Raw genomic sequence first — 24029 nt, 5'->3', positions numbered from 1 at the left:
CCAGAATAATTCCATTGCAGGCGATGACCAAGCCGAAACCTTGGGCGTGTTTGCACACAGATGACCCTGAATGGTGCTGGATATCGTGAAAGGCCCGCATGTTACCCCTCTGCCCTTTTGAGCTGGTTGGAAAAACGTTTGTAGGTTGGACACAACGCCTTGGCCCGTTGCAGAAACACCTGCGCCCGCTGTTTTTCGCCGCGCTTCAGGCAAATCTGACCCGCGGCCCCTTGAATGGCGGCGGTGATGTTGTCCAGCTCGGCCGCGTGCAGGATCTGCGCCTCGGCCTGCTCTTCGGCGCCGATGCGCACCAAGAGTTGCCCCATCGCGAAAACCAGAAACGCGCTGTCAGGGTCACAAGCCAGCGCCTCGGCCATAGTCAATCGCGCCTGACGTCGGTCACCTGCATCCGCATAGAGCTCGGCAAGACGTTTGTAGTACAGGGGGTTGTCGGGGCACCGCAGAACCACGTCCCGGGCGGCATCAATTGCCGTCTCGACGGCAACCTCGCCCATGCGCCATTGCAGCAACGATGACAGGCTTTCCACAGCGGGGTCCTGTTCCGGCACGTCGTCGATCGCAGTCAGCCCGGCCCACAAAGCTTGCAGGCGCGGACCGCTGTCCTGCAGCCGCCTGGCGCGCTGGTCCAGGGAAAGATCGGACCAATCAAGCAGGATCATGTCGAAATTGCAGGGCGCCCTCACGATCACCTTGTGCTGGACAAGGTACAGGTTGTTGAACGGCGGAAACCGACGTTGGCGCAGCCTGCGCTGCAGGGCCCAATCCACGGGCGGAAACAGTCGAACCGGCAGTTGGTCGCGGTACAGCATGCGCGAACCCAAAACCACAACATCGGGTCGCAACGGCTTGGCCCAAAACGCTTTTGCAAAGTGACGCCCGGCAGCCCAGCGTTTCTTTCTGGCGCCAAGAATGGCCCCCCGCAATGCGGTCAGAACCGCGTGATCTTCGGGCCAAAGATGCGGGTTTTCCAACCCGTCCCGGGCCAGTTGCTCGCTTTCCTTCCACTTGCCCAGATAGAACGCGTTCAACGCCTGCAGCAGGGGCAGAAAAGCGTTGTCCGCCCCGGCATCGAGGATCGGCTGGCCCAGATCAAAAGCCTCTTGGCACCGATCTTGGGCGCACAGATATTGCGCTGCCTTGGCATAGACATGGGCGGCCTCGGATGGGTTCAGAAAAGTCTCGGGGCCTTGCGCCACGCGCCGGATGACGGTTTCGTTCGCCTCGTCCAATTCGGCCTCGGTCAGGACATCGCGGAATACCAGTCTTTGCTGCCCCGATATCCGTGCAGCCGCCATGGAAAAGGCCGAGATGAACGGAGCGATCACCTGTTCGGCCCGGGACATGGCAAAAAGCTCGAGAAAGTCGCGCTGTGCTCGGGTCATTCCAGACAGGTCCGCAATGTCGGACATCTGCATCAGGTTCGGATAACGCTTTTGAAACCGCGCAATCAGCTCGGGCTGGTCCGAGAACATGATCGCGGGCCGGTCCAGCCTCTTGGAAAGATGCATATCGTAGAGTTCTTCCGGCTCGACCTTTGCCGGCCAGGTGGTGTGCTTCCAGGGCAGCGCGTTCAGGATGTCACCGCGCCGGATATGGTAGGCAGAAACGCCCTGCCCCGAGAGCCTTGCATCGGCAAGCTCCATGATGTGCCGGATTTGCGGAGTGAACCCGATACGGTGAATGAACTCGCGGTAGCGCGGGCGGATCGCTTCAATATCCTCCCAAGGAAAGGCAAGAACCTCGAATCCCTCTTCGACCAAGACCGAGCGGCCAGCGGCCAGATGCGCCATCAGCCGATCGGGCGTCGCGTCGCCCAAAAAGCTCCAGACCGGCAGCGCATTCTTCGACAGCCGATCGTGGGTTTTCTGATCCAGAACGTGAGATTTGATCCATTCGGAATCGAACAGCTCTTCCGGGTTGTCCAGTTCTGGGGCATCGGCCCCCGGTGGAAACCAGTTGACCCGATAATCCGCGCCGAAATCCTCGGCCAGGCGTATGCAGGTCAGCATCATCAGCAGTCGGGCACCCATGCGGTCCTTGCGCTGGCCGATGAACACGCCCCGTTTGGGCGTCATGACGCGTCCCCTGCCGCCATAGCCCGGCGCATGGCCCGGAACCGCTGGCGGGCGGCCATTACCAGCTTTGGGTGACGTTCTTCGCCCACGGCTTCAATACCGCGCATGTAGATCGGCAGTCTCCGTCGGGCACGCATCATCTTGTAGTACTCGGACGGCTCCAGGGTCCCACGCATCGCCTGCTGCATCACCGGCTTCAAAAGATTGAGTTTCCGCAGCATGGGTGCGGCGAAGTGGTTGGCGAACCAGGTTTTGAGAAGAACGACATTGCCGCCCTGCAGCCGTTTGACCTGTTGCCTGTCCAAGTCAAAGAACGGGTCGTAAAACACATAGGCCCGAGCGGCGGCCTGAACGGTTTCGACAGCGTCACTCAGCGGCAGATCCCAGTCTTGGACACGGCCGAACCGATAGCGAGTTTCCCAAGGGACCCGCCGCTCGTCCAATGTGGTTTGAGGATTGAAAGCAATGACGATCGCACCCGGAACCAGTGCTGAGAACGTCAACGCGGCGAACCCTCCCATGGACGCGCCGGCAAACACGACCTGTTCGAACTTGTCAAAAAACCCCTCGCGCGCCTTGTCCTCGAAATACCCGATGATTTCGGGGTCGCGATACCAGGCCTTTGTGCGGGCGATCACGCCCAGATGGGACCACCCCTCGTCCCGAAAAAACTTCCAGCCCCACGGCTCGCGGGCAAAGGACAGGTCATTGGCATTTGCAATATTGTCAAAACTGATGACCAGCCGCGCCGGGTCACGCTGGTGGAAGATAACCGAATGGCGGTCGAGCTTTTGCAGAAACCCCGTCCCGTCCCCGCCGGGGTAAATCTCGACAAACCAAGGCGGAGGCGGATCGGTCAGAATGCGTTCATAGCCGGTGTTCCGATCCGGGTGGTCAGGTTGCAGCTGCGCTTTGGTCAGATCGTCCGCCATTGCCGTCACACCAGATTGTCGGCCAGCCAAGACCGGAACTCCACCCAATCGGGGCGCATCTTGATCTCGGCTATCTTGGCGCGGTGCCAATCGCAGGCCTGTTCGTGCAATTCGCGCAGTTCGGGATCCGATTTGAGTTCGTCAAGCAACGGTGCTGCACGCTGAGCGATCGGCTGGATCGAGGTGTCCTGAACCTTGTTAGCATTCATGTCCGACCAGTAGGATTGCCCCTGATCCACCTTTACGTGGTTGGTCCGCCCCCGGTCCCGCTTGATAAGAAAGCCATCCAGAGATCGAACAGAATAATGATGGAGCCGTCCGAAGGAATGATCGAAATTCCGCCAGGCGCGCCAACCGACTTTCTCGGCCGAAAACAGATTTCCGCCCGCGTCCGACCATGCGACCTCGGCCTCTTTGCCCTCTTCAATGCCCTTGGGTCTGTGCGGTCCGAACCGAGTGAACTTGCCATTGTTCCGAAACAGCGTTTTCAGACCATAAGCGCGACCCGAATGATAGGGAAACTCCTGATCGGCCATGCAAAATGACCGTGTCACGGGCGTGTCGTCAAAACTGATATTGCCCGACGTCCCAAACAACCGCCATGCGAACGAAATGGCGTCCACCGATTGTCCTGCCTTCTGTTCGACGGCATCAATCAAGGCCGCGAAGCTGTTGTCGCCGCATCGGATGTTCCAAAACTCATCGACATCAAGACACATCAGCCAGTCGGCTTCTTTGACCCTGGGATGTCGCCGTGCCCGCCGGAGCATCTGGTGCTGGGGGTTTCCACCCTCAGGCACAGCATTCGGGACGTGGGATGCCAAACCCATCTGCTCAAGCCGTTGTGCAATTCTGTCGGTACCGTCCTCACAGTCATTGGTGAAGATCACAAAGTGATCGACGCCCAAAGTCCGATGAAAAGCGACCCACTCCAGCATGTAGGGGCCTTCGTTTTTCATCGTCGTGAATACGGTAATGGTCTGAGACATTTACGCCTGTTCCCGAACTGCATTTGACCTTCTTCTTACACAAAGCGCACCAATGCTGCGAGGGTCGAATTCCGTACAAGGGAATGTCTGCGCCGACTGGTGCACCGCTACACGCGCACCGGACCTTCAGACGCAAGCGCCCTTAGCACCACGGAAGCAGACGACAGGTTCCATCTGGAGTCGATTGCCCTCTCAAATAATCCCAGAATTTTGGGTTACGGCATAAAGGAGAACAGTAAAAACCAAACTAGTTCCGCCGGTTGCATCGCAAATCTCGTGCGACCGGCCTCGTTAATCCCAACCCTACTGACGGAAAAACAGCGCACGTCAAAAGCGGCGGACGAGCAGTCTTGTCGAGGGGAGATGGTACCGCCTCCCTGGCTTGAACAGGGGACCTCTGGATCCACAATCCAGCGCTCTAACCAACTGAGCTAAGGCGGCACTCGTGAGGGGCGATTTAACGAACGCGTTCGGGGATTGCAAGAGCCTTAAAGTCGAATTGACCAGCTTTGTTCGATGAGATCGACGCCGAAGGAATGAACCGGTTTGCTGTCGGTCAGGCGCCATCCATACGCTTGGTACAGCTTGCAGGCAGCCCTGTGGCTTTCGTGGGTCCACAACACCATCGACGCATAGCCCGCGGATCGTGCAAAATCCATGCATGTCATCAAAAGCCGCGCCCCAAGTCCCCTGCCCCGCGCGTCGGGTTCCAGCAAAAAAAGCCGCAGTTTGGCGGTAGTTTCATCCTGCGCGACACAGAAAACACTACCAAGGCGCTTTCCGTCACTTTCAACGATCCATCCCCTCTCGCGTTGGGGATCATGCCCGGCGACAAATTCGTCCAGAATACGGGCCACCAGCGGAGCGAAGCTCTCGTCAAATCCTTCATCCCGCGCGTAAAGTGTTCCGTGGCGCTCGACCAGCCAATCGCGGTCATCTTCGCAAAACGGCCGGATCTCAGCATTGTCCCCTTGCAGCATCGGCCACACACTCCGCTTGATTCCCATTGCGTTGCAGGCTAGCAGAAACGCTCAGTCCCCGGAGGCGAGAATGGGCATCAATACCGAACGTGACATCGAAGCGAACCTTCAGATCGGTCCGACCGACCATGGAATGGTACGCCTGTTCATCGAGGCGGGCGAGCTGGAAATCCCCATGGATTTCGACCCGGAAGAAGCCGAGGAAATCGCCGACGAGATCCGCGCCGCAGCACAAGCCGCACGCGCCGTCAAAGGCTGAAATCAAAGCCGCGGATCACGCAGGCCGTGCAACCGTCGCGCGGCGTCCATGGCAAATTTCTGGATCATCTTTTTGCGTCTTGCCCCGGCCAACTTGGTCTCGGGGGACATGCGGATGATCTCGGCGTCATAAGCATCCGCAATGATAAGTCCGGTTTCAGCGGGCAGCAGCTCGGTGGGAAAGTCCGTGTCCACCGCCCAGAAGAAGCGGTCGCACCAATCCAGATAACCCTGCCACTTCGAATCGGACATATAGTCCGCCCGGCTGGACTTGCACTCGATCACCCAAAGCTCTCCCTTTGGCCCCAACCCCATGACGTCAACGCGCAACCCGCGGGTCGGGACGAATTCCTCAATCGAAACAAAGCCGTGCGTCACAAGGTGCCGAGAGACCCCCCTGGCCAGTCTTTGTCCGGGCTGAAGTTCAACTGTCATGCGCAGAGTGTGAACAATTAGTGAACAAATTGTCAAGTTGGCGAGTGTTGATCATAATCCCGGATTTGACCCGGCCCGCATGCCCAAGATTTGCTCCCACAATCAACTTCGGCACGACCCAGACCAAAAAACTGTTGTGCAAGCCCCTTGTGCAACTCAGTGTTGCGCCCTACTTACGCCCTTGGCGGGTTCTGCCCTTCTCGTGACTGGTAGCATTCCGGTGGCCTTAAGCAATTCCGAGGGAGCTGGCTCTGTTCGGGTCCTGGCCCGTTTACCTGGCACCCACCTGTACATACAGGTCCTCGGGAATCAAAACCGCACGGTTGCCTGGTGGTCCCGCCGCCTTCCGATCAGGGGATTTCTTGCGGATCGACCCGTGCGAAGGTTTCGTCATCCAGTGCAAAATCATAAAGCCTGCGCCCGTTCCATTGCGGCATATAGCAGTCAAACATCCTGTTTTTTTGATCCGGCAGGCTTGGCGCAGTCAAATCTGCCGTTGGCAGGTTCAATCCAAACGTCAACATCTGGGCGTCCGTGTACCGTGCAGATGCCTGCTTGACCGCATGATGCAACAGCACGTGTTCGACATGCCCGTATTCGCCAACTCGGTTGTGAGTGACGACGGTTGTCGGCGCGAACTGCTTCATCAACGCATAGGCGGATCCGGATAACAGCCCAAACAACGGATGGCGGCGCAATGGCCGGACGATTTCAGGTTCTGGCATGCCATCGCCGGTTGGCATGCGAATAAAACGGCGCAGCCTCGGGTAATCACTTTCGACCGCAAAGGGCAGTTGCACCCGGGTGGCCCCAATCAGGTCACACACCTGTTGCATCGCGGCCTCGCGCGTATCGGTGTCTCTACGGTTGGACGCAGGCCGGAAGAAGCTTGCAACGACAACGTCGGCACGTCCCTTGAGGTGCGCCAGGAGTGAGCCGGCAAACAGCGTTTCATCATCCTGATGGCACACGCACACGAGAATGCGCTGATGGGCAAGCCCGTCCAGGCTGAGTGCGTTGCGCGCCACGCCCGGACCAGTCTCCAAAAGGCCGAAATTCGCGCTGTGCAGGGTTTCCGGTCCAATCAGGTTGACCGGCCGCGCGCGCCCTTGCTGAACCAAAAGGGCCGAGCTTGCCTGCACATGGCCGTTTCGGTTGTCTCCCTGAATCAGGTAGCATCTGTCAGCCAGGCCAGACCAGACCGCATCCACCTCGGCGACCCTGCTGTTCTTCTGCGCATCCAAGTGCAACAGGTCGATCGGGCCGAACGGCCGATCCTGAATCGCCTGCTCAAGCCCTTCGATCGCTGGCCTGAGGTAGAGCTTCACGCGATCCGGGAAACGGTTTTCGAACCATCGGAACGCGATCGGTACGTAGATGTCGACCGGCGGCCACGAGGCGCGCAAACGCTGTCCAAGGTCGATGCCGATATACTTCAAACCGGGGTTCGAATGCAGCGCCAACAGACCCGCGTGGCCGCCCGCCACTCCGACCTCGGCAAAGCAATTGCTTTCCTGTGCCAGCCGGTGAAGAGCACGCCGTTTCGGCTCCATCGATGGCGCGAGGTCGGATTTGTGAAAGTTTTCCTGCATGTGCGCATAGCACACGTTTCCATTGATCGCGACTGGCTCACCTGCTTGTTTCAGCCCGTCCGCAATCGCTTGATTCAAACTTGACAGATCCTCCAGAAACGCCGGCGAATTGATGACGTCTTCATAACTTGGCTTGGTCAAGGAAACGGTCTTTCATGGACAATTCGATACGCTTGCGCATCAAATGTCAGGGGAAAACCAATTGCAAGCGCCAGGAACCACCTATGACGACCGGCGCGCTTCGACGCGCACGGGCTCCAACTTGACCGCGACCGGGGTGCCCCTGCGCGGGCCTTTGGGCTTTTCGGCCATGCTCATGATCGCATAGGCGAATTGGACGCCCGCAAAGACGATCCCGTTCATGAACCAGATCATGATCAGCGCGACAAAGCCAATGTCTGAGCCCGTGATGAGGTGACGCAGGTTGGCAACGTTCAACAGCAGCAGCACCGCGACAAACACAGCCGAGATCACAAAGCCGAGCGCGACTTGGGTGATGTAAAGACGGATCAGTTTCGGCATGACGCACCTCCTTCACATGACAGGAGTCTAGCGCAATTTCATGCCGGGTAAAATCGCCCGTGGCGCGTCAGAACGCCTCGGGCTTGGCTTCGCGGGCCATGTGATCCAGAACCGCGTTGACGAATTTCGGCTCTTTGCCTTCGGGGAAGAAGGCGCGCGCCACGTCGACGAATTCGGTGATGACCACTTTGGGCGGCGTGTCGCTCTGGCTCAACTCGGCGCCGGCCGCGCGGAACAGCGCCCGCAGGGTCGGGTCGATGCGCGAAATCGGCCACTTGGCCACCAGCGCCCGGTCGGTCATCTGGTCAATCGGCGCCTGATAGTTCACCGCGTCATCCACCAGCTTGCGGAAGACCGAGCTGTCGCCTTCCAGCATCTCGTCGCCCTCGTAGACCGCGCCGAACCGGTGATCCAGAAACTCGTTGACTACCTGCTCGGTCGTCTGGCCCGACTGCTCCATCTGGAACAGCGCCTGCACGGCATACAACCGCGCGGCGGATTTCATCAGGCGTTTCCGGTTTGCCGGTTTCGGCGTGTCTGTCTGGGTCATGCTGTCGTTGATCCGTTGCTGTCGCCCGCCACGAGGATGGACTCGGACGGCGGCTTGAATCCGACGCCCTTTTTCGAAGCGCCCCACTTACGTCTGAGTGCGATCAGATGCAAGGCCGCAGCCGCCGCGCCGCCACCTTTGTTCATCTTTTCCGGATTCGCGCGCACTTCGGCCTGCGCGTCATTTTCAACCGTCAGGATTCCGTTGCCGATGCACAGCCCCTGCAGGCCCATCAACTGGATCGCGCGGCTGGAGTCGTTGCAGACGGTTTCATAATGCGTGGTCTCGCCCCGGATCACGCAGCCCAGCGCCACATAGCCGTCAAAGTTGCACTGGCGGTCGGCCATGGCAATCGCGGTCGGAATCTCGAGCGCACCGGGCACCTCGACCACCTCGCAGCTGCCGCCAGCGGCCTCGATCTCGGCCTTGGCGCCGCGAACAAGGTCGTCGGCGATGGCGCGATAGAACGGGGCCACGACGATCAGCAGCTTGACCGGGTCGTCGAATTTCGGGGTCGGCAGAACGCCGTGTTTGTCTTGCTCAGCCATGCTCAGTCATCCTTAAGAATCGAGCGGGTCCCGACGATGGACAGGCCAAAGGCGTCCAGACCCAGGTATTTCGTCTGCGGCGAGTCGGTCAGCAGCACCAGTTCCTTGATGCCCATCTTGGACAGGATCTGCGCGCCCAGACCGGTTTGCTTGATGGTGCGCGGGCCTTCGTCCTCGGCCGCGTACAACGAGTTGCGCGGGTTGCGGAACAGGCAGACCACGCCGCGCCCCTCGGCGGCGATCTTTTCCATCGCGCGCGGCAGTTCCTGCGGCGACTTCGGACCAAGACCCAGAATGTCCGAAGCCTCGTGCAGCGCATGGGTGCGGGTCAGCACCGGCTCGGGCGTGCTGATGTCGCCCTTGATCATCACCAAATGCTCAATCCCGTGGGTCTGATCGGTGAAGATCCGCATCTCCCACTCACCGCCATATTCCGACGTGACCATCCGGCGCGCGGTCTCGACCACCAGATTGTCGTGGCGCGCACGGTACGAGATCAGGTCGCTGATGGTGCCGATCTTCAGCCCATGCTCCTTGGCGAATTCGACCAGATCGGGCAGCCGGGCCATGGTGCCGTCGGGCTTCATGATCTCGCAGATCACGCCCGAAGGGTTCAGCCCGGCCAGACGCGAGATGTCCACGGCGGCCTCGGTGTGGCCGGCGCGTACAAGCACCCCGCCCCGCTTGGCGCGCAGCGGAAAGACATGGCCGGGCGTGGCCAGATGCGCCATGGTGTTCTGTTCGTTGATCGCGGTGGCGATGGTCAGCGCCCGGTCGGCGGCCGAGATCCCGGTGCTGACGCCTTCGCGTGCCTCGATCGAGACGGTAAAGGCGGTTTCGTGCCGCGACGAGTTGTTCACGGCCATCATCGGCAGGCCCAGCCGGTCGATCCGCTCGGCCGTCATCGGCAGGCAGATCAGCCCGCGGCCATGGGTGGCCATGAAATTGATCGCCTCGGCATCGGCGAATTCCCCCGGGATCACCAGGTCGCCTTCGTTTTCGCGGTCCTCGTGATCGACCAGAATGTACATCCGGCCCTGGCGCGCCTCTTCGATGATCTCTTCGATCGGGCTGATCGCGTCGCGCAGCTGGGCCTCGACCGGTCCGGGTGTTTCAAAGCTCATGGGGCAGCCTTTCACAGAGCAGGTGTTGCATCGCGGGATAGACCAGCGCGCGCGCAAAGGCCAGTCCGCAAACGAAGTGGGCCGTACCTAACGCGACGCAATTTCTTCGCTGGCGATCACGAAACCTCGGCCAGACGGGCCACGTACCGGGCCAGCGTGTCGATTTCCAGATTGACCCGATCTCCGACCTTCGCTGCACCCCAGGTCGTCACCTCTTTGGTATGGGGAATGAAGTTGATCCCGAAATCGCACCCGTCGACATCGTTGACCGTAAGCGAAGTGCCGTTCAGAGCAACCGAGCCCTTGGGCGCGATGAAGCGCGCCAAATCGTTGGGCGCGCGCAGGGTCACGCGGGTGCTGTCACCTTCTTCGGCCATGGCGACGATCTCTGCGACGCCATCCACGTGTCCCGATACGATATGGCCACCCAATTCGTCACCCACCTTCAAGGCCCGTTCAAGGTTGACCCTTGAGCCCACCTTCCAGCCGTCCAGATTGGTTTTGGAAACGGTCTCGGCGCTGATCTGAACATCGTACCAGTCATCACCCAGCGCGATGACGGTCAGGCAAACCCCGTCGCTGGCGATCGACGCACCAATATCCATGCCGGATGTATCATAGCCTGTCCGAATGCGCGCACGCAAATCGCCCTGCTGCTCCAACTCGATGATTGTGCCGATATCGGTGACGATCCCAGTAAACATTCCGTTAACCCTCTGCGCCTAAGCTGTGCCATGCAATCCACGCCGAGGTAAGGCCAAGTGGCGGGCGGAGCAAGCCCTGCCTTGCCCGGCTGGCCGCAAAAAGGCATAGTTTGCTCAACAAAACACGGGCAACAAGAATTCGAGCATCTGGCATGAGGCAACCGAAGGCCACCTCCGACAGTCGCGTATTCCTGTTTCTGCAGGGGCCGCATGGGCCGTTCTTCAGCGGCCTGGGTCGCATGTTGCGCGCGGCTGGCGCGCAGGTGTGGCGTGTCGGGTTCAACGCCGGGGACCAGGCCTTTTGGTTCGATCGCGCCAGCTATATCCCCTATCGCGGCCGGCTCGACGACTGGCCGGAAAGCCTGACGAACATCATCCTGTCGCGCGGTGTTACCGACATCGTGCTTTATGGCGATGTTCGCCCGGTGCACGCCGACGCGATCCGTACGGCGCGACACCACGGCATCCGTGTTCATGTGTTCGAGGAAGGGTACCTTCGACCTTGGTGGGTCACCTATGAGCGCAATGGGTCAAACGGACATTCTCGCCTGATGGATCTGGAAATCGCCCAGATGCAACAAGCGTTGCAAAGCTCGGGCGCCAAAACGCCCCCACCCCCGTCACATTGGGGGGATATGCGGCAACACATTTTCTACGGCGCTCTGTACCATTGGTTCGTTCTGTGTGCGAACCGCGGGTACCGGAATTTCCGCCCGCACCGAGAAGTGCCTGTCTCAAAGGAATTCAAACTGTATTTCAAACGTTTGGCGCTCATGCCAATCCATCGACTGCAGCGCGTTCTCGCCACTTGGCGTGTAAGGCGCGGCGGGTTCCCGTATCATCTGGTGCTGCTGCAACTGGGGCACGACAGTTCGGTCCAGGCGCATTCGGATTTTTCATGCATGGCCGATTTCATCACCCCGGTGATGGAAGGGTTCGCCAAGGGCGCACCGTCCCACCACCGCCTGGTCATCAAGGAACATCCCCTTGAGAACCAGCGCGAGCCGCTGAGAAGACGCGTCCAAGCACTTGCGCGCGAACTGGGCATCTCGGATCGCGTGCATTACGTGCCCGGGGGAAAGCTGGCGCGCCTTCTGGATCACGCGAGCTCGGCCCTGACTATCAATTCCACCGCCGGACAGCAGGCTCTGTGGCGTGGCATCCCTCTGCGTGTCTTTGGAAAGTCGGTCTACGACAAGCCTGAACTGGTCTCGCATCAACCGATTGACGAATTTTTCAGGCACCCGCAAAAACCGGACACGGAAGCCTATCGGGCATACCGCCAATTCCTGTTGGAAACCAGCCAGGTGCCGGGCGGGTATTACTCGCGCGGCGGACGGCGCCAATTGCTGCGGCGGGTTGCGGACATGATGTTGCAGGCTCGTGACCCTTATCAGGCCGCGCTGACCGGAATCGCGACCATCACGCCACAGTTGAAAATCGTTGAATGACACGGTGCTTGGCTGGCTGGAACTTGAAGTATGAAACCGCTAGTTTGACCGCAAACCAAAAGACTACATACGAAACTCGAGGTATTTCGGCAGTGCAGCGTTTCCCTACTCGATGGATACGAGGGTTGTCCCTTGTTGCAGCCATTGGCCTACTGACAGCGTGCCAACTGCCCAAGGCAGGGCCGAACAAAACCGAAATTCTGGCGGGCTCGACAGTCAATGGCGGCAACGCCCACGTGGTCGAAGTTGATGACCGGGTGGCCCACGTCACCTCTGCGGTTCCACAGTTTGGCTTTCCCCCTGCCTTCCGGTCAGCACAAAGCGTAACATCCGACACCATTCGTCCCGGCGACGTGCTTGGCCTGACCATCTGGGAAAACGTCGACGACGGTCTGCTGGCTGGTGAAACCGGCCCATCTACCAATCTCGATGAGGTTCAGGTCGACAGCGAAGGCTTTATTTTCGTGCCCTATGCCGGCCGCTTGCGCGCCTCGGGCAACACGCCCGAGCAGCTACGCTCGCTGATTGCGGAAAAGCTGCGCGAGCAAACGCCTGATCCGCAGGTTCAGATCCGCCGCGTGGCGGGTGACGGTGCGACGGTCTCGGTAACCGGTACGATCGGCGCCTCTGGCATCTACCCGATCGAGCGCCCGACCCGCACGCTTTCGACGATGCTTGCCAGGGCCGGCGGCGTGGCGGTCGCCCCGGATATTGCGCTGGTCACGGTGATCCGCGGCAATCAGCGTGGCACCGTGTGGTATGACGATCTGTTCCGCAATCCTGAAACCGACATCGCACTGCGCGGCGGTGATCGCATCCTGGTCGAACAGGACACCCGGTCGTATATCGCGCTGGGGGCCACGGGTGGGCAATCCCGGGTCGCCTTCGACAGTCAGGATCTGTCCGCGCTGGAAGCACTGGCGCAGGTCGGCGGCTTGCAATCGCTGTCCTCAGATCCCACAGGTATCTTCGTTCTGAGAGACGAGCGCGAAGACATTGCACGCAAAGTGCTGGGCCAGGCGAACCTTCAGGGCGAACAACGCGTGATCTACCTGCTGAACCTCACGGCGCCAAACGGTCTGTTTGTAGCACGTGATTTCGTGATCCGCGACGACGACACGATTTACGTGACCGAAGCCCCCTATGCACAGTGGACCAAGTCGATTTCGCTGATTGCCGGCGGTCTGACACCCGTTGCAAACGTCGCCACGCTGACCGGAAACTGAGGCATGAATCCCGGCGCCGACACTGCGGACGCCGAGGATCGAACGCGCCTGTATGTCTACAATGGTGGGTTTCTGACCCAACGCAGGGTCCGACGCATCCTGTCGCTGGAGGGGTTTGACATTCGCGTTGGGCTTCCGCGTTCGGGCGACATGGTGGGCATCTGGGGCGAAAGCCCGACCGCGCACCGCGGAACCCGAGTTGCGAAGGACCGGAATATCCCGCTGTTGCGGGTCGAGGATTCCTTCCTGCGATCCCTGCTGCCGGGGCGCGATCACGAGCCGCCGCTGGGCCTGCTTCTGGAACGACGTGCGATGCATTTCGATCCGTCACAGCCGTCGGACCTCGAAACTCTGCTGGCCACGCATCCGCTGGATGACACCGCCCTGCTGGATCGGGCGCGCGGCGCGATCGCACGGCTGAAGGAGTCGCACCTGAGCAAGTATTCGGCCTGCGACCCGGATATCGCACCCCCGGATCCGGGCTATGTACTGGTTGTCGATCAGATACAGGGCGATGCGGCGGTTACGGCAAGCCGGGGCGACCCGGCGCGGTTTCTCGAAATGCTGATCATGGCCCAAGAGGAAAACCCCGGCGCGCGCGTGATCATCAAGACCCACCCGGAAACACTGCAGGGCCATCGGCGCGGTTTCTTCTCGGAGGATGACGAAACTGACCGTGTCTCCCTGTTGGCGGATCAGATCAGCCCCTGGTCGTTGCTGGAAGGCGCGATTGGGGTCTATACCCTGTCCTCCCAACTGGGGTTTGAGGCCATTCTGGCCGGTCACAAACCTAGGGTTTTTGGGCAACCCTTTTATGCCGGGTGGGGTCTGACGCAGGACGAGATGCCTCTGCCGCGCCGTCAGCGTAATCTGACCCGCGCTCAACTATTCGCTGCCGCCATGATACTGTACCCGACGTGGTACGATCCCTATCGCGACCAGCTGTGTGAGCTGGAAACGGTGCTGGATACGCTTGAGGCCCAAAGCCGCGCCTGGCGACAGGACAGGCACGGCTGGACAGCATCTGGAATGCGTTTGTGGAAACGCAGGCATATCCAGCAAACCTTCGGGAAGTGGAAAAAAGTCCGTTTCGTACCGGAACGGCCCTCGGCATCCGACAGGCCTCATATGGTCTGGGCCAATCGTAATCTGGAAGCCGAAGATGTGGTCCGCGTCGAAGACGGTTTTTTGCGCTCGCGCGGGTTGGGGGCCAACCTTGTGCCCCCGCTTTCACTGGTGACCGACGACCTTGGAATTTACAACGACCCCACCCGACCCAGCCGTCTGGAAGAACTGATCACCGCTCGCGAAGAGTTGCGACCCGATCAGGAGATACGGATACGCCGCCTGGTGACGCAACTCACCGCCGCGGGGCTAAGCAAATACAATACGGGCGGCAGTTGCCCCCCTTTGCCGGACGGGCACCGGATTCTTGTACCTGGCCAGGTAGAGGACGACGCCTCGATCCGGTTGGGCACCAGCACAGTCCGCACAAATCTCGAGTTGCTGAGCACCGTTCGCGCGGCCAATCCCGACGCAGTTCTGATCTACAAACCGCATCCGGATGTTGAGGCCGGGCTTCGGGACGGTCGAATAGACGCCGAGGGTTTGGCCGATGTCGTCCTCTACGAGGTCGACCCAGCACTGGTTCTGCCGGAGGTTCAGGAGGTCTGGACTATGACCTCACTGCTTGGGTTCGAGGCTTTGTTGCGCGGGATAAAGGTCACTACGCTTGGGGCCCCGTTCTACGCCGGCTGGGGTCTGACGACCGACCTCGGATCGGTCCCGGCCCGACGAGGCGCGCGACCAACGGTGCTGGGCCTAGCCTACGCCACGCTCATCGACTATCCACGATATTTCGATCCAGTCACTCGCGATACCTGCCCGGCGGAGGTTGTCGCAGACCGTTTGACGCATGGCCCGATTGCACCTGCTGGGCCGGCAATCCGGCTGCTGGCCAAGCTTCAGGGGGCTTTTGCGACACATGCGAACCTGTGGCGCTAGGGCTCCCCGCTAGCGGACCGGCCTGCGCCAGACATGCAGAACATCGCCACCCAAGTCCCGGGTTTCGACCAGCGCAAAGCGAGGCGCGTCGCCCAGTTCCTCAAGCCCCATGGCGCCAATGGCAGGCAAGCCTTCGGCCCCGATGGCCAAGCCCGCGCTGAAACCGACCAACTCGTCGACCAGATCATTTGCCAGCAGGGACGCTGCCAGAGCCGAGCCCCCCTCGCAGAACACCCGGGTCAGACCGGCCTGCCCCAATTGGTGGAGCATGTCTGCAGCGTCGATCCGGTGATCCTGCAACGCGCAGGATATCAGCCGCGCGCCCAGTCCCTGCCACGCCGCGGCACGCTCGGGATCGGGCGACGGGCCGTGGCACAACCAAACGGGAATATCAGAGGCGGTTCGGGCCAACTGGCTGAGCAAAGGCAATTCGAGGTGACGTGAAACCACGACACGCACGGGCTGCCGGTCGATACCCAGATCACGAACCGTCAGCGAAGGATCGTCGGCCCGCGCGGTGCCCGCGCCGACCATCACCGCATCGTGCCGCGCACGCATGGCATGCACCGCCCGGCGGGCCTCGGGGCCGGTGATCCACTTGCTCTGCCCGGTCTCGGTTGCGATCCGTCCATCAAAGCTGCTGGCAAGTTTCAGCGTCACGAAGGGTCGGCCTTGCTCGGTCTTCATGAAAAAGCCCGCGTGGTCCATTGCGGCCTGATCGCTCAGAACCCCGGTCGTGACCTCAATCCCGGCATCGCGCAACATGGCAAAACCCTGCCCCGCGACGCGCGGATCGCTGTCCTCGATCGCCGAAACCACGCGGGCCACTCCGGCGTCGATCAAAGCCTGAGCACAGGGTGGCGTCTTGCCGTGATGCGAACATGGCTCCAGCGAGACATAAGCGGTCGCGCCACGCGCCTGTTCGCAGGCCTGGGCCAGAGCTTCGGTTTCCGCATGAGGGCGACCGCCGGGCTGCGTCCACCCGCGCCCGACGATCCGGCCGTTTTTCACCAGAACGCATCCGACCGCGGGGTTGGGCCAGCAAGATCCTTGTCCGCGCCGCCCCAAGGACAGGGCCAGCGCCATGTATCGCTTGTCTGTTTCGGTCACTCGTCAGTCGATGGCTGCGGCGGGCGCAGTTCGTGGACGAACTCCTCGAAATCATCGGCCGCCTGGAAATTCTTGTATACGCTCGCAAAGCGAACATAGGCGACGGTGTCGATCCGCGCCAGAGCTTCCATGACGATCTCGCCGATCTTGTTGGACGGAATGTCGGTCTCACCCATGCTTTCCAAGCGCCGCACGATGCCGGATATCATCTGGTCGATGCGGTCCGGATCAATCGGGCGCTTCTGCATCGAAATTCGGATTGACCGTTCCAGTTTGTCCCGGTCGAAATCCTCGCGTTTGCCATTTGTCTTGATAACCACGAGGTCGCGCAACTGGACCCGCTCATAGGTGGTGAAACGGCCCCCGCATGCGGGGCAGAACCGACGCCTGCGGATGGCCACGTGATCTTCTGCCGGACGTGAGTCCTTGACCTGAGTATCGATATTTCCGCAAAACGGGCAGCGCATCCGCCGTCTCCTCGTCCCTTGTTCCGCCTCTTTTTGTCAGCGCTGTGGCCAACTTATCCACAACTATAGGGCAGCCGCTAGAGTTTGGGTAGTCGGAAATTTCAACCGCTATATGCAGGGTCACCTGAAATGCGCCGCAACTCGGCGAACATGGGGCGCGGTCCGGTGTTCGAACAGGTAGATACCCTGCCATGTTCCCAAGGCAGGTTGCCCACGTCGGACCGGGATCGAAAGCGAGACCGGCATCATAGCCGCCTTGATATGGGCCGGCATGTCATCGGGCCCTTCATACGTATGTTTCAGATAAGACATCGACGGATGATCTGAGGGCGGAACCAGCCGCGAGAAAAATGCCTGCAGGTCCGTCTGAACCTCGGGATCCGCGTTTTCCTGTATCAAGAGTGAACAGGATGTGTGGCGGACGAACAGCGTCAGCAATCCGTCGGCCCCACTTGAGGACAGCCAGTCACGGATGTCGGAGGTGAACTCGTACAGCCCCTGCCCTCGGGTTTCGATGGTGAATTCGGCCTGCATCAACCGGGTGGCCCTGTTTGCGTCAGTTGAAGAATGGGCGCACGTTGCACCGGGCATTCGCACCTTGGACCGACATGCTGTAGCCCGGTTGAAATCCAGAAACCACTACGCTGGGCTGCTGTGGCACGCCGCCTGTCGGCGGTTTGATCGAAAACTGCACGGCGGTCCGACGCCCGGTTGTCACACTGGGCCCATAGCCGCGCAAAACGTAAATCCGCTGCTGCCAGCCGGCCCCGAGTTTGCGCCGAGCAAAATCCGCCGCCGCGCACCAATACCCATCAACGTCCTGCCGGGCGCGGGGGATGACCTCAAAATCGGTGCTGTTCATCGGCTCGGTCCGGTACCCGTTCGGGGCGGCTTCAGTCTCGACCGGAGCGGCTGCAACCATTGCCGCCAACGCGGCGCATGTCAGAATATGTTTCATTGCAAATATCTTCCCTGATTTCGACACGCATCATAGCCTAGTTTTTCACCAAGCCCAGAACAGCGTCGTTCACGATGATTTCAGGAACAGTGCGCACGCGAGTGGTGCCTTGCGTCCGGGGAACTGGGACATGCATTCAATGTGTGCCGGGGAGCCACAGATCGGTTGGTGTGACCAAATCCTTCGGCTCTGCCCGATCCCCACGGGACTGACCCGGCACGCGGCTGATCTATGACGGCCGTACCATCGAGTCTTTCTTTGCCCGGCCACGTCTTTGTGATCTGAAGCCATTTCCGGTGCACGTAAGTGCGCCGTGTCTGACCCTATGTGGAAACGGTCACCTCACAAAAACTATGCAAATGACAAAATTCGCTACATAATCCGGCCAATTCAGCGGGTTCCGGAGCGTGGCATGCAAGTCGATATCGCCAGAATTCAGCTGCTGGCGTCCGCGTTGCAGGATCAGGCAGGGAATACTGATACGGTCGTTCGAGTCCTCGCCAAAAGCGGGCTGAGTGCGCAAGACCTCGCGCCGCCCGCAAAGTTGTACAGTGCCCATAGCGAGGCCTTGTTTGCCCGCCACGCTTGCGATGAACTCAACGACATCCTGTTCGGCGCGCGAACGGGCTTGCAGTTCAGCGCAACTTCTAGCCTGACCGCTTATATCAGCAAGTATTCCCGGGATCTCCGGCAGGTACTGGAGAACGCCAACCACTTCCACCGGCTGATTGATCCGGCCATCGCCGTGAGGCTGCATGAGTCCGGAAATTCGGCAACCATCGAGGCCAGGTGGAAGGACCCAAGCTTTTCGCGGTACCACCGGCGAACCGAGTTCCTCATGTTTGCCTGCATTGCCCGCCTGCGTGCTCTGACGGGGATCCCGATCCAACCGATCGAACTACGGTTTCAGCACAAGGTCGGCGCGCGAGAGGAAGACTATTCCAAACTCGGCAAATTCCCGGTGGTGTTTGGCGCGGAAAAGCTCGAGATCATTTTGCCGCAATCAACGCTCGACGTGCCTGTCCCGACCTACGACCCCAGCTTGCGACAGCACCTGATGGAATATGGTGACCGTCTTCTGCGTGAAAACAGTGACGAAAAACAGACATTGCGGTCGCGGGTCGAAGGGCGGATCACCCAATCGCTTCCGGGAGCCATCGCCCGCGCCGAACAGGTCGCCAAGGATCTGGGCATGAGCCCGCGGACATTCGGTCGGCGCCTGACCGAGGAAGGCACCAGCTTTCGCGAAATTGTCGACGACCTGCGCTGTGACCTCGCCAGAACGTTTCTGAAGAACGACATGAGCCTATCTGAGATCTCATACAGCCTTGGCTACGCAGACCAGGCGGCGTTTTCGACTGCGTTCAAACGCTGGACCGGGCAATCTCCCAGCGCGTACAAGGATAAGTCCCGGCGCAGAATGCTTGCCTGACAAGCGGCCGGGGGTCATCAGCGTTGCCGCCTCGCCCCGACCTGTCCCATGAGTGGACACAAGCGATATGGTCCGCGAAGGTTTTGACCACTTGCGAATTCCCGCCAAATTGAATTCACGTTTGGCCGTCGTGAACCAAACCGCCGTGCAAATGAAAAAAGGCGCCTCGGTCGAGGCGCCTTTTTTGATCACTGATCCAGGAAGGACCGCAGCTTTCGGCTTCGGCTGGGATGTTTCAGCTTACGCAGCGCCTTGGCTTCGATCTGCCGGATACGTTCGCGCGTCACGCTGAACTGCTGGCCGACCTCTTCCAGCGTGTGATCGGTGTTCATGCCGATGCCGAAACGCATCCGCAGAACCCGCTCCTCGCGCGGGGTAAGCGAGGCCAGTACCCGCGTGGTGGTTTCCTTAAGGTTTTCCTGAATGGCACTATCCAGCGGCAGCACCGCATTCTTGTCCTCGATGAAATCGCCCAGCTGGCTGTCTTCCTCGTCGCCGATCGGGGTTTCCAGAGAAATCGGCTCCTTGGCGATCTTCATCACCTTGCGGACCTTTTCAAGCGGCATCTGAAGCTTTTCGGCCAGTTCTTCCGGCGTCGGCTCGCGTCCGATCTCGTGCAGCATCTGGCGGCCAGTCCGCACCAGCTTGTTGATCGTCTCGATCATGTGCACCGGAATACGGATGGTGCGCGCCTGATCCGCGATCGAGCGCGTGATCGCTTGACGGATCCACCAGGTCGCATAGGTCGAGAACTTGTAGCCACGGCGGTATTCGAACTTGTCCACCGCCTTCATCAGGCCGATGTTGCCTTCCTGAATGAGATCAAGGAATTGCAGGCCACGGTTGGTGTATTTCTTAGCGATCGAGATCACCAGGCGCAGGTTGGCCTCGACCATTTCCTTTTTGGCCTGACGCGCCTCTTTCTCGCCTTTCTGGACCTGCTGCACGATGCGGCGGAATTCGCTGATGTCCAAACCGACATATTGACCGATCTGCGCCATGTCGTTGCGAAGTTCCTCGACCTTGTCCGACGAGCGTTCGATGAACATCTGCCAGCCCCGGCCCGGCTTTTGAGCCATGTCGGACAGCCAGTTGGGATCAAGTTCGCGACCGCGATACTCGTCAATGAACTCACGGCGGTTGATGCGGGCCTGGTCGGCCAGCTTCACCATGGCACTGTCCAGCGACATCACCCTTTTGTTGATGCCGTACAACTGATCAATCAGGGCTTCGATCCGGTTGTTGTGCAGATGCAGGCCATTCACCAGTTCAACGATCTCGGCGCGCAGCTTTTGATAGGTCTGCTCATCCTTGTCGCTGAACGACCCATCCTCGTTCAGAGTTGCCGAGATCCGGCTGTCCTGCATTTCCGAGAGCTTTGCGAAATCCGTCGAGATCCGCTCAAGCTGGGTCAGAACCTGATCTTTCAGTGCCGCTTCCATCGCGGCCAACGACATGTTCGCCTGATCGTCTTCGTCATCGTCATCATCGTTGGCAATCGGGTTGCCGTCGGCGTCCAGTTCGGGACCCGTGTCCTTGGCGGGCTTGGCGGCCGCGACAGTCGAGGTATCCACCACTGGCTCTTCTACGTCGCCATCCTCGTCCATCTGATTGCCGAATGTCGCTTCCAGATCGATGACATCGCGCAGCAGGATGTCCTCGGACAACAGTTCGTCATGCCAGATCGAGATCGCCTGAAAGGTCAGCGGGCTTTCGCAGAGCCCGAGGATCATGGTGTTGCGACCGGCTTCGATCCGTTTCGCGATGGCGATTTCGCCCTCGCGGCTCAGCAGTTCGACCGACCCCATCTCGCGCAGATACATGCGCACCGGGTCATCGGTCCGGTCCAGCTTTTCGGTTTGCGCACCGGCCAGCGCAACCTCGCGGTTGCTGTCGGTGGTGACCAGATCGGTCGAGCCCTTCTGCTCTTCCTCTTCGGCCTCTTCGTCTTCGATGATGTTGATGCCCATCTCGGACAGCATCGACATAACGTCCTCGATCTGTTCCGAACTGACCTGATCCGGCGGCAGGACCTGGTTGAGCTGATCGTAAGTGATGTAGCCTTTCTCGCGAGCCTCGGCGATCATCTTCTTGACCTGGGCCTGGCTCATGTCCAGCGAGATTTCCTGTTCCTGGTCGTCGGACTTCCGTTCCTCGTTGGTATCCTTGGCGGCCATTCAGTGCTCCTGCAGGGATGGGTGATTCGATGGAACCGAATCATTAGCGCGTAGAAGTGATTCGGCCACCCGTTTACCCGTTTTTCTTTTCCAGTGCTTTATGAAAACACCACTTCAGCGGCGTTTCCGCTCGAACTTGATACCGGACATGATCGCCTGAAACGCGTCTTTCTCGTCACGATTGATTCGCGCCCCGTTGTCCGCAATGTCGAAAATGGCCCTGTCCTCATTCTGGCTGCGGCTTGCGCGGTTGCGTTCTTCGGCGGCCTGGGCCAACCGGAACGTCAACGCTTCGTCCGCCAGATCGGACAACTCCTCTTCGGCTTCAGCAATCTCGGCATCCAGCCCCCGGAGCGCTTTGATTTTTGCGAGTTCCTCGGCCAGAGTCATCTGTGCCTTTTCGACGTCGCCCGGTTTGTGCACACAGGGGATTACAGCGACATGGCGAAGGGCCAGCAGGTTTTCAAGAGGGGCCGGCCCCAAAGACTGAACAATGTGCTCTTTGAGGTTGTCGGGATCGTCGATCGCGTGCCGCAGGATCGCATCGCGTAGGGCCGCGTGATCGGGGTTCAGGCATTCCATCTCTTCCAGTTGATGCTCGAATTGAACGACCACCTCTGGGTTCAGGATTGCAATCGCTAGGATTGCCGCTTCACGCAGTTGGATATCCGCATTCTCCGAGGACGCAAGGAACGAGGCCCGCGCATCCGGAGTTGCCGACGGTTTTGGCGGTTGCCATTTGCCTTTCGGCTGCCAGTTTCGAGCCCCTGCCCCTTGCCGCTGCGGGCGGAAAAGCTGCCAGCGGAGGTCCTTGATTTCCTGCCCGTAATGCGACCGGATCGAGGGATCGCGGATCAGTTGGATCTTTTCGCGCAGCTCCTTGTCGAGGGCCGCCTTGCGCTCGGGGCTGTCGAACACCTTGCCCTCGGTCTCGCGCCGCCACAGAAGCCGCACCATCGGAATGGCCGCGTCCAGCACCGCCTGAACCGCTGCCGGGCCTTCGGCGCGCAGCAGATCGTCGGGATCCTTGCCTTCGGGCATCAGGGCGAACCGCAGAGACTTGCCGGCCACCAGCAGGGGCAGCGCCAGGTCGATGGCCCGCATCGCCGCGCGCAGGCCGGCCGTGTCGCCATCCAGCGCGATGATCGGCTCGTCGGCGATGCGCCACAGCATGTGCAACTGATGTTCGGTGATCGCGGTGCCCAGCGGTGCGACGGCGGCGCCGAAACCTGCCTCGGACAGGGCAATCACATCCATATAGCCCTCGGCCACGATCAGCGGTTGCCCCTTGCCCGCCGCCTGACGGGCCGGTCCGTGGTTGTAGAGGCTTCGCCCCTTGTCGAACAGCGCGGTTTCGGGCGAGTTCAGATACTTGGCGTTGTCATTGGGGTCCATCGCCCGCCCGCCGAACGCGATGCACCGGCCGCGCGGATCGCGGATCGGGAACATGATGCGGTTGCGGAAGGTGTCATAGGGCTTTTTGCCCTTGCTCGACGGCTTGGCCAGACCGGTGCCTAGGATCAGGTCCTCGGCCACGTTCTTGCCGCGCAGATGGTCCCACAACGCCTGCCAGCCATCGGGCGCAAACCCGATTTCCCAGCGGTCCAACGCCTGAGCGTCCAGACCGCGGCGGTCCAGATAGGCGCGCGCCTCGGCCCCTGCCCCGGTCTTGAGTTGCAGGCGAAAGAACTGTACCGCCTGCTCCAAGACATCGGCCAATTGCGCCCGGTGGTCCTGCTTTTCCTGCGCCTTTGGGTCGCGCGCGGGCATCGGCAAGCCGGCCTCGCGCGCCAGGATCTCGACCGCCTCGATGAACGAGACGTTCTCGGTTTCCTTCACAAAGCTGATCGCGTCGCCTTTGGCATGGCACCCGAAGCAGTAATAGAACCCCTTCTGGTCATCCACATGGAACGAAGCGGTCTTTTCGTGATGGAACGGGCATGGTGCCCACATGTCGCCCTTGCCCGGATTGGACTTGCGGTTGTCCCACATGACCTTGCGCCCGACGACCTGAGACAGGCTCAGACGGGTGCGTAGCTCATCCAGAAATCCAGGGGGCAATGACATGCTTCATACATGGCAGAAACCAGGCCGCCCGCCAAGGGCACGGCAGGCCTTTGTCCACAGCCAATTCGCGGCCCTGTGGATTACTGCTGCAGGCACAGCTCCATCCATGCGGCACCGAGATCTTTTTTGCGGATGTCGCGCATCTTCTGCTCGTAGACCCATGGAGTGATCAACGGGATTGCGGCGTTGTAGTTCTCGGGCCAGGTCGGGCCGGCCTCGGCCACCGCTTCAGGAACGTCCCGTTCTTTCACGCGATCAAGACGGGCTTTTTGAACCGCCGCCACAACGTCTGCTTGATAGCGGCAGCTTTGCTCCTTGGTTTCAGCGGCAGCCAGCGGTGTGGCAAGCAGAGTGGCGGCAAGTGCGATACGCAGCATAAGGTCCCCTTGGAATCAGTTCTTTGCAAC

General features: G+C 60.2%; 24 protein-coding genes and 1 tRNA gene. 6 read left to right on the top strand and 19 right to left on the bottom strand.

Translation table 11 applies throughout. The features are described from left to right. Window positions 1-101: 101 nt before the first annotated feature. The 5 genes from ACR0EF_RS04025 to ACR0EF_RS04005 all read right to left on the bottom strand — a co-directional run bounded on the left by ACR0EF_RS04025 (window position 102) and on the right by ACR0EF_RS04005 (window position 4997). On the bottom strand, window positions 102-2096 hold the full coding sequence (locus ACR0EF_RS04025; protein WP_170371259.1) for a hypothetical protein: 1995 nt from the start codon (window positions 2094-2096) through the stop codon (window positions 102-104). Continuing rightward, window positions 2093-3028: a hypothetical protein gene (locus ACR0EF_RS04020; RefSeq protein ID WP_170371260.1), complete on the bottom strand. Its 936-nt coding sequence runs from the start codon at window positions 3026-3028 to the stop codon at window positions 2093-2095. The genes ACR0EF_RS04025 and ACR0EF_RS04020 overlap by 4 nt, the downstream gene beginning before the upstream one ends. Window positions 3029-3033: 5 nt before the next feature. Then, window positions 3034-4017 carry a glycosyltransferase family 2 protein gene (locus tag ACR0EF_RS04015; protein WP_170371261.1) on the bottom strand — a complete coding sequence of 328 codons (984 nt, stop codon included), beginning with the start codon at window positions 4015-4017 and terminating at the stop codon, window positions 3034-3036. A gap of 364 nt (window positions 4018-4381) precedes the next feature. Next, window positions 4382-4458: transfer RNA gene (locus ACR0EF_RS04010), tRNA-His, on the bottom strand. 47 nt (window positions 4459-4505) lie between these two features. Continuing rightward, window positions 4506-4997, bottom strand: coding sequence for a GNAT family N-acetyltransferase (locus tag ACR0EF_RS04005; protein ID WP_170357519.1), 492 nt, complete (start codon window positions 4995-4997; stop codon window positions 4506-4508). A gap of 70 nt (window positions 4998-5067) precedes the next feature. Between ACR0EF_RS04005 and ACR0EF_RS04000 the strand changes: the two genes are divergently transcribed. Beyond that, a complete protein-coding gene (locus tag ACR0EF_RS04000) occupies window positions 5068-5256 on the top strand; it encodes a DUF6324 family protein (RefSeq protein WP_093961768.1) in 189 nt (62 codons plus the stop codon). A gap of 2 nt (window positions 5257-5258) precedes the next feature. Here the strand turns inward: ACR0EF_RS04000 and ACR0EF_RS03995 are convergent, their stop codons facing one another. Further along, window positions 5259-5690, bottom strand: coding sequence for an MmcB family DNA repair protein (locus ACR0EF_RS03995; protein ID WP_170357518.1), 432 nt, complete (start codon window positions 5688-5690; stop codon window positions 5259-5261). 350 nt (window positions 5691-6040) lie between these two features. Next, entirely contained in the window at window positions 6041-7018 is a 978-nt protein-coding gene (locus tag ACR0EF_RS03990) for a PIG-L deacetylase family protein (RefSeq protein WP_170371262.1), read from the bottom strand. 123 nt (window positions 7019-7141) lie between these two features. Here ACR0EF_RS03990 and ACR0EF_RS03985 point away from each other — a divergent pair, with 123 nt between their 5' ends. Then, window positions 7142-7366, top strand: a complete 225-nt coding sequence (locus tag ACR0EF_RS03985) for a hypothetical protein (RefSeq protein WP_170371263.1) — start codon at window positions 7142-7144, stop codon at window positions 7364-7366. A gap of 138 nt (window positions 7367-7504) precedes the next feature. Here ACR0EF_RS03985 and ACR0EF_RS03980 read toward each other — a convergent pair whose 3' ends face one another. The 5 genes from ACR0EF_RS03980 to ACR0EF_RS03960 form a co-directional block, all read right to left on the bottom strand. Next, on the bottom strand, window positions 7505-7804 hold the full coding sequence (locus ACR0EF_RS03980) for a hypothetical protein (RefSeq protein ID WP_170371264.1): 300 nt from the start codon (window positions 7802-7804) through the stop codon (window positions 7505-7507). Window positions 7805-7871: 67 nt separating this feature from the next. After that, window positions 7872-8354, bottom strand: coding sequence for a transcription antitermination factor NusB (nusB, locus tag ACR0EF_RS03975; RefSeq protein WP_170363703.1), 483 nt, complete (start codon window positions 8352-8354; stop codon window positions 7872-7874). Further along, window positions 8351-8902: a 6,7-dimethyl-8-ribityllumazine synthase gene (locus ACR0EF_RS03970; protein WP_170371265.1), complete on the bottom strand. Its 552-nt coding sequence runs from the start codon at window positions 8900-8902 to the stop codon at window positions 8351-8353. Before ACR0EF_RS03970 ends, nusB begins: the two co-directional genes overlap by 4 nt. Before the next feature lie 2 nt (window positions 8903-8904). After that, the gene (ribB, locus tag ACR0EF_RS03965; protein ID WP_170339708.1) at window positions 8905-10026 is read right to left on the bottom strand and encodes a 3,4-dihydroxy-2-butanone-4-phosphate synthase; all 1122 of its coding nucleotides are present in this window, start codon (window positions 10024-10026) and stop codon (window positions 8905-8907) included. 116 nt (window positions 10027-10142) lie between these two features. Beyond that, window positions 10143-10730, bottom strand: coding sequence for a riboflavin synthase (locus tag ACR0EF_RS03960; RefSeq protein ID WP_170371267.1), 588 nt, complete (start codon window positions 10728-10730; stop codon window positions 10143-10145). A gap of 152 nt (window positions 10731-10882) precedes the next feature. On the opposite strand from ACR0EF_RS03960, the gene ACR0EF_RS03955 reads away from it, so the two are divergent. The 3 genes from ACR0EF_RS03955 (at window position 10883) to ACR0EF_RS03945 (ending at window position 15411) form a co-directional block, all read left to right on the top strand. After that, window positions 10883-12181: a capsule biosynthesis protein gene (locus ACR0EF_RS03955; RefSeq protein WP_170371269.1), complete on the top strand. Its 1299-nt coding sequence runs from the start codon at window positions 10883-10885 to the stop codon at window positions 12179-12181. Between the two features lie 92 nt (window positions 12182-12273). After that, window positions 12274-13407, top strand: a complete 1134-nt coding sequence (locus ACR0EF_RS03950; RefSeq protein WP_367646390.1) for a polysaccharide biosynthesis/export family protein — start codon at window positions 12274-12276, stop codon at window positions 13405-13407. Window positions 13408-13410: 3 nt separating this feature from the next. Then, entirely contained in the window at window positions 13411-15411 is a 2001-nt protein-coding gene (locus ACR0EF_RS03945; RefSeq protein WP_170371273.1) for a capsular polysaccharide biosynthesis protein, read from the top strand. Between the two features lie 9 nt (window positions 15412-15420). Here ACR0EF_RS03945 and ribD read toward each other — a convergent pair whose 3' ends face one another. The 4 genes from ribD to ACR0EF_RS03925 all read right to left on the bottom strand — a co-directional run bounded on the left by ribD (window position 15421) and on the right by ACR0EF_RS03925 (window position 17946). Further along, the gene (gene ribD / locus ACR0EF_RS03940; RefSeq protein WP_170371275.1) at window positions 15421-16521 is read right to left on the bottom strand and encodes a bifunctional diaminohydroxyphosphoribosylaminopyrimidine deaminase/5-amino-6-(5-phosphoribosylamino)uracil reductase RibD; all 1101 of its coding nucleotides are present in this window, start codon (window positions 16519-16521) and stop codon (window positions 15421-15423) included. Beyond that, entirely contained in the window at window positions 16518-16988 is a 471-nt protein-coding gene (gene nrdR / locus ACR0EF_RS03935) for a transcriptional regulator NrdR (RefSeq protein WP_039534475.1), read from the bottom strand. Before nrdR ends, ribD begins: the two co-directional genes overlap by 4 nt. A gap of 120 nt (window positions 16989-17108) precedes the next feature. Further along, complete coding sequence (locus ACR0EF_RS03930; RefSeq protein ID WP_170371277.1) at window positions 17109-17522, bottom strand: secondary thiamine-phosphate synthase enzyme YjbQ; 414 nt, start codon at window positions 17520-17522, stop codon at window positions 17109-17111. A gap of 22 nt (window positions 17523-17544) precedes the next feature. Then, window positions 17545-17946 carry a hypothetical protein gene (locus tag ACR0EF_RS03925; protein ID WP_170371279.1) on the bottom strand — a complete coding sequence of 134 codons (402 nt, stop codon included), beginning with the start codon at window positions 17944-17946 and terminating at the stop codon, window positions 17545-17547. A gap of 412 nt (window positions 17947-18358) precedes the next feature. Here ACR0EF_RS03925 and ACR0EF_RS03920 point away from each other — a divergent pair, with 412 nt between their 5' ends. Continuing rightward, window positions 18359-19378 carry a helix-turn-helix domain-containing protein gene (locus tag ACR0EF_RS03920; RefSeq protein ID WP_170371281.1) on the top strand — a complete coding sequence of 340 codons (1020 nt, stop codon included), beginning with the start codon at window positions 18359-18361 and terminating at the stop codon, window positions 19376-19378. A gap of 188 nt (window positions 19379-19566) precedes the next feature. Here the strand turns inward: ACR0EF_RS03920 and rpoD are convergent, their stop codons facing one another. The 3 genes from rpoD to ACR0EF_RS03905 form a co-directional block, all read right to left on the bottom strand. Next, window positions 19567-21555, bottom strand: a complete 1989-nt coding sequence (gene rpoD / locus ACR0EF_RS03915; RefSeq protein WP_170339724.1) for an RNA polymerase sigma factor RpoD — start codon at window positions 21553-21555, stop codon at window positions 19567-19569. 114 nt (window positions 21556-21669) lie between these two features. Beyond that, on the bottom strand, window positions 21670-23622 hold the full coding sequence (gene dnaG, locus ACR0EF_RS03910; protein ID WP_170339727.1) for a DNA primase: 1953 nt from the start codon (window positions 23620-23622) through the stop codon (window positions 21670-21672). Window positions 23623-23702: 80 nt separating this feature from the next. Beyond that, complete coding sequence (locus tag ACR0EF_RS03905; protein WP_170357503.1) at window positions 23703-23999, bottom strand: hypothetical protein; 297 nt, start codon at window positions 23997-23999, stop codon at window positions 23703-23705. Window positions 24000-24029 lie beyond the last annotated feature (30 nt).

This window comes from Ruegeria sp. CG8, from assembly GCF_056537165.1.
The sequence above is the reverse complement of the archived record's forward strand: the minus strand, read 5'-3'. Positions and strand labels throughout refer to the sequence as shown.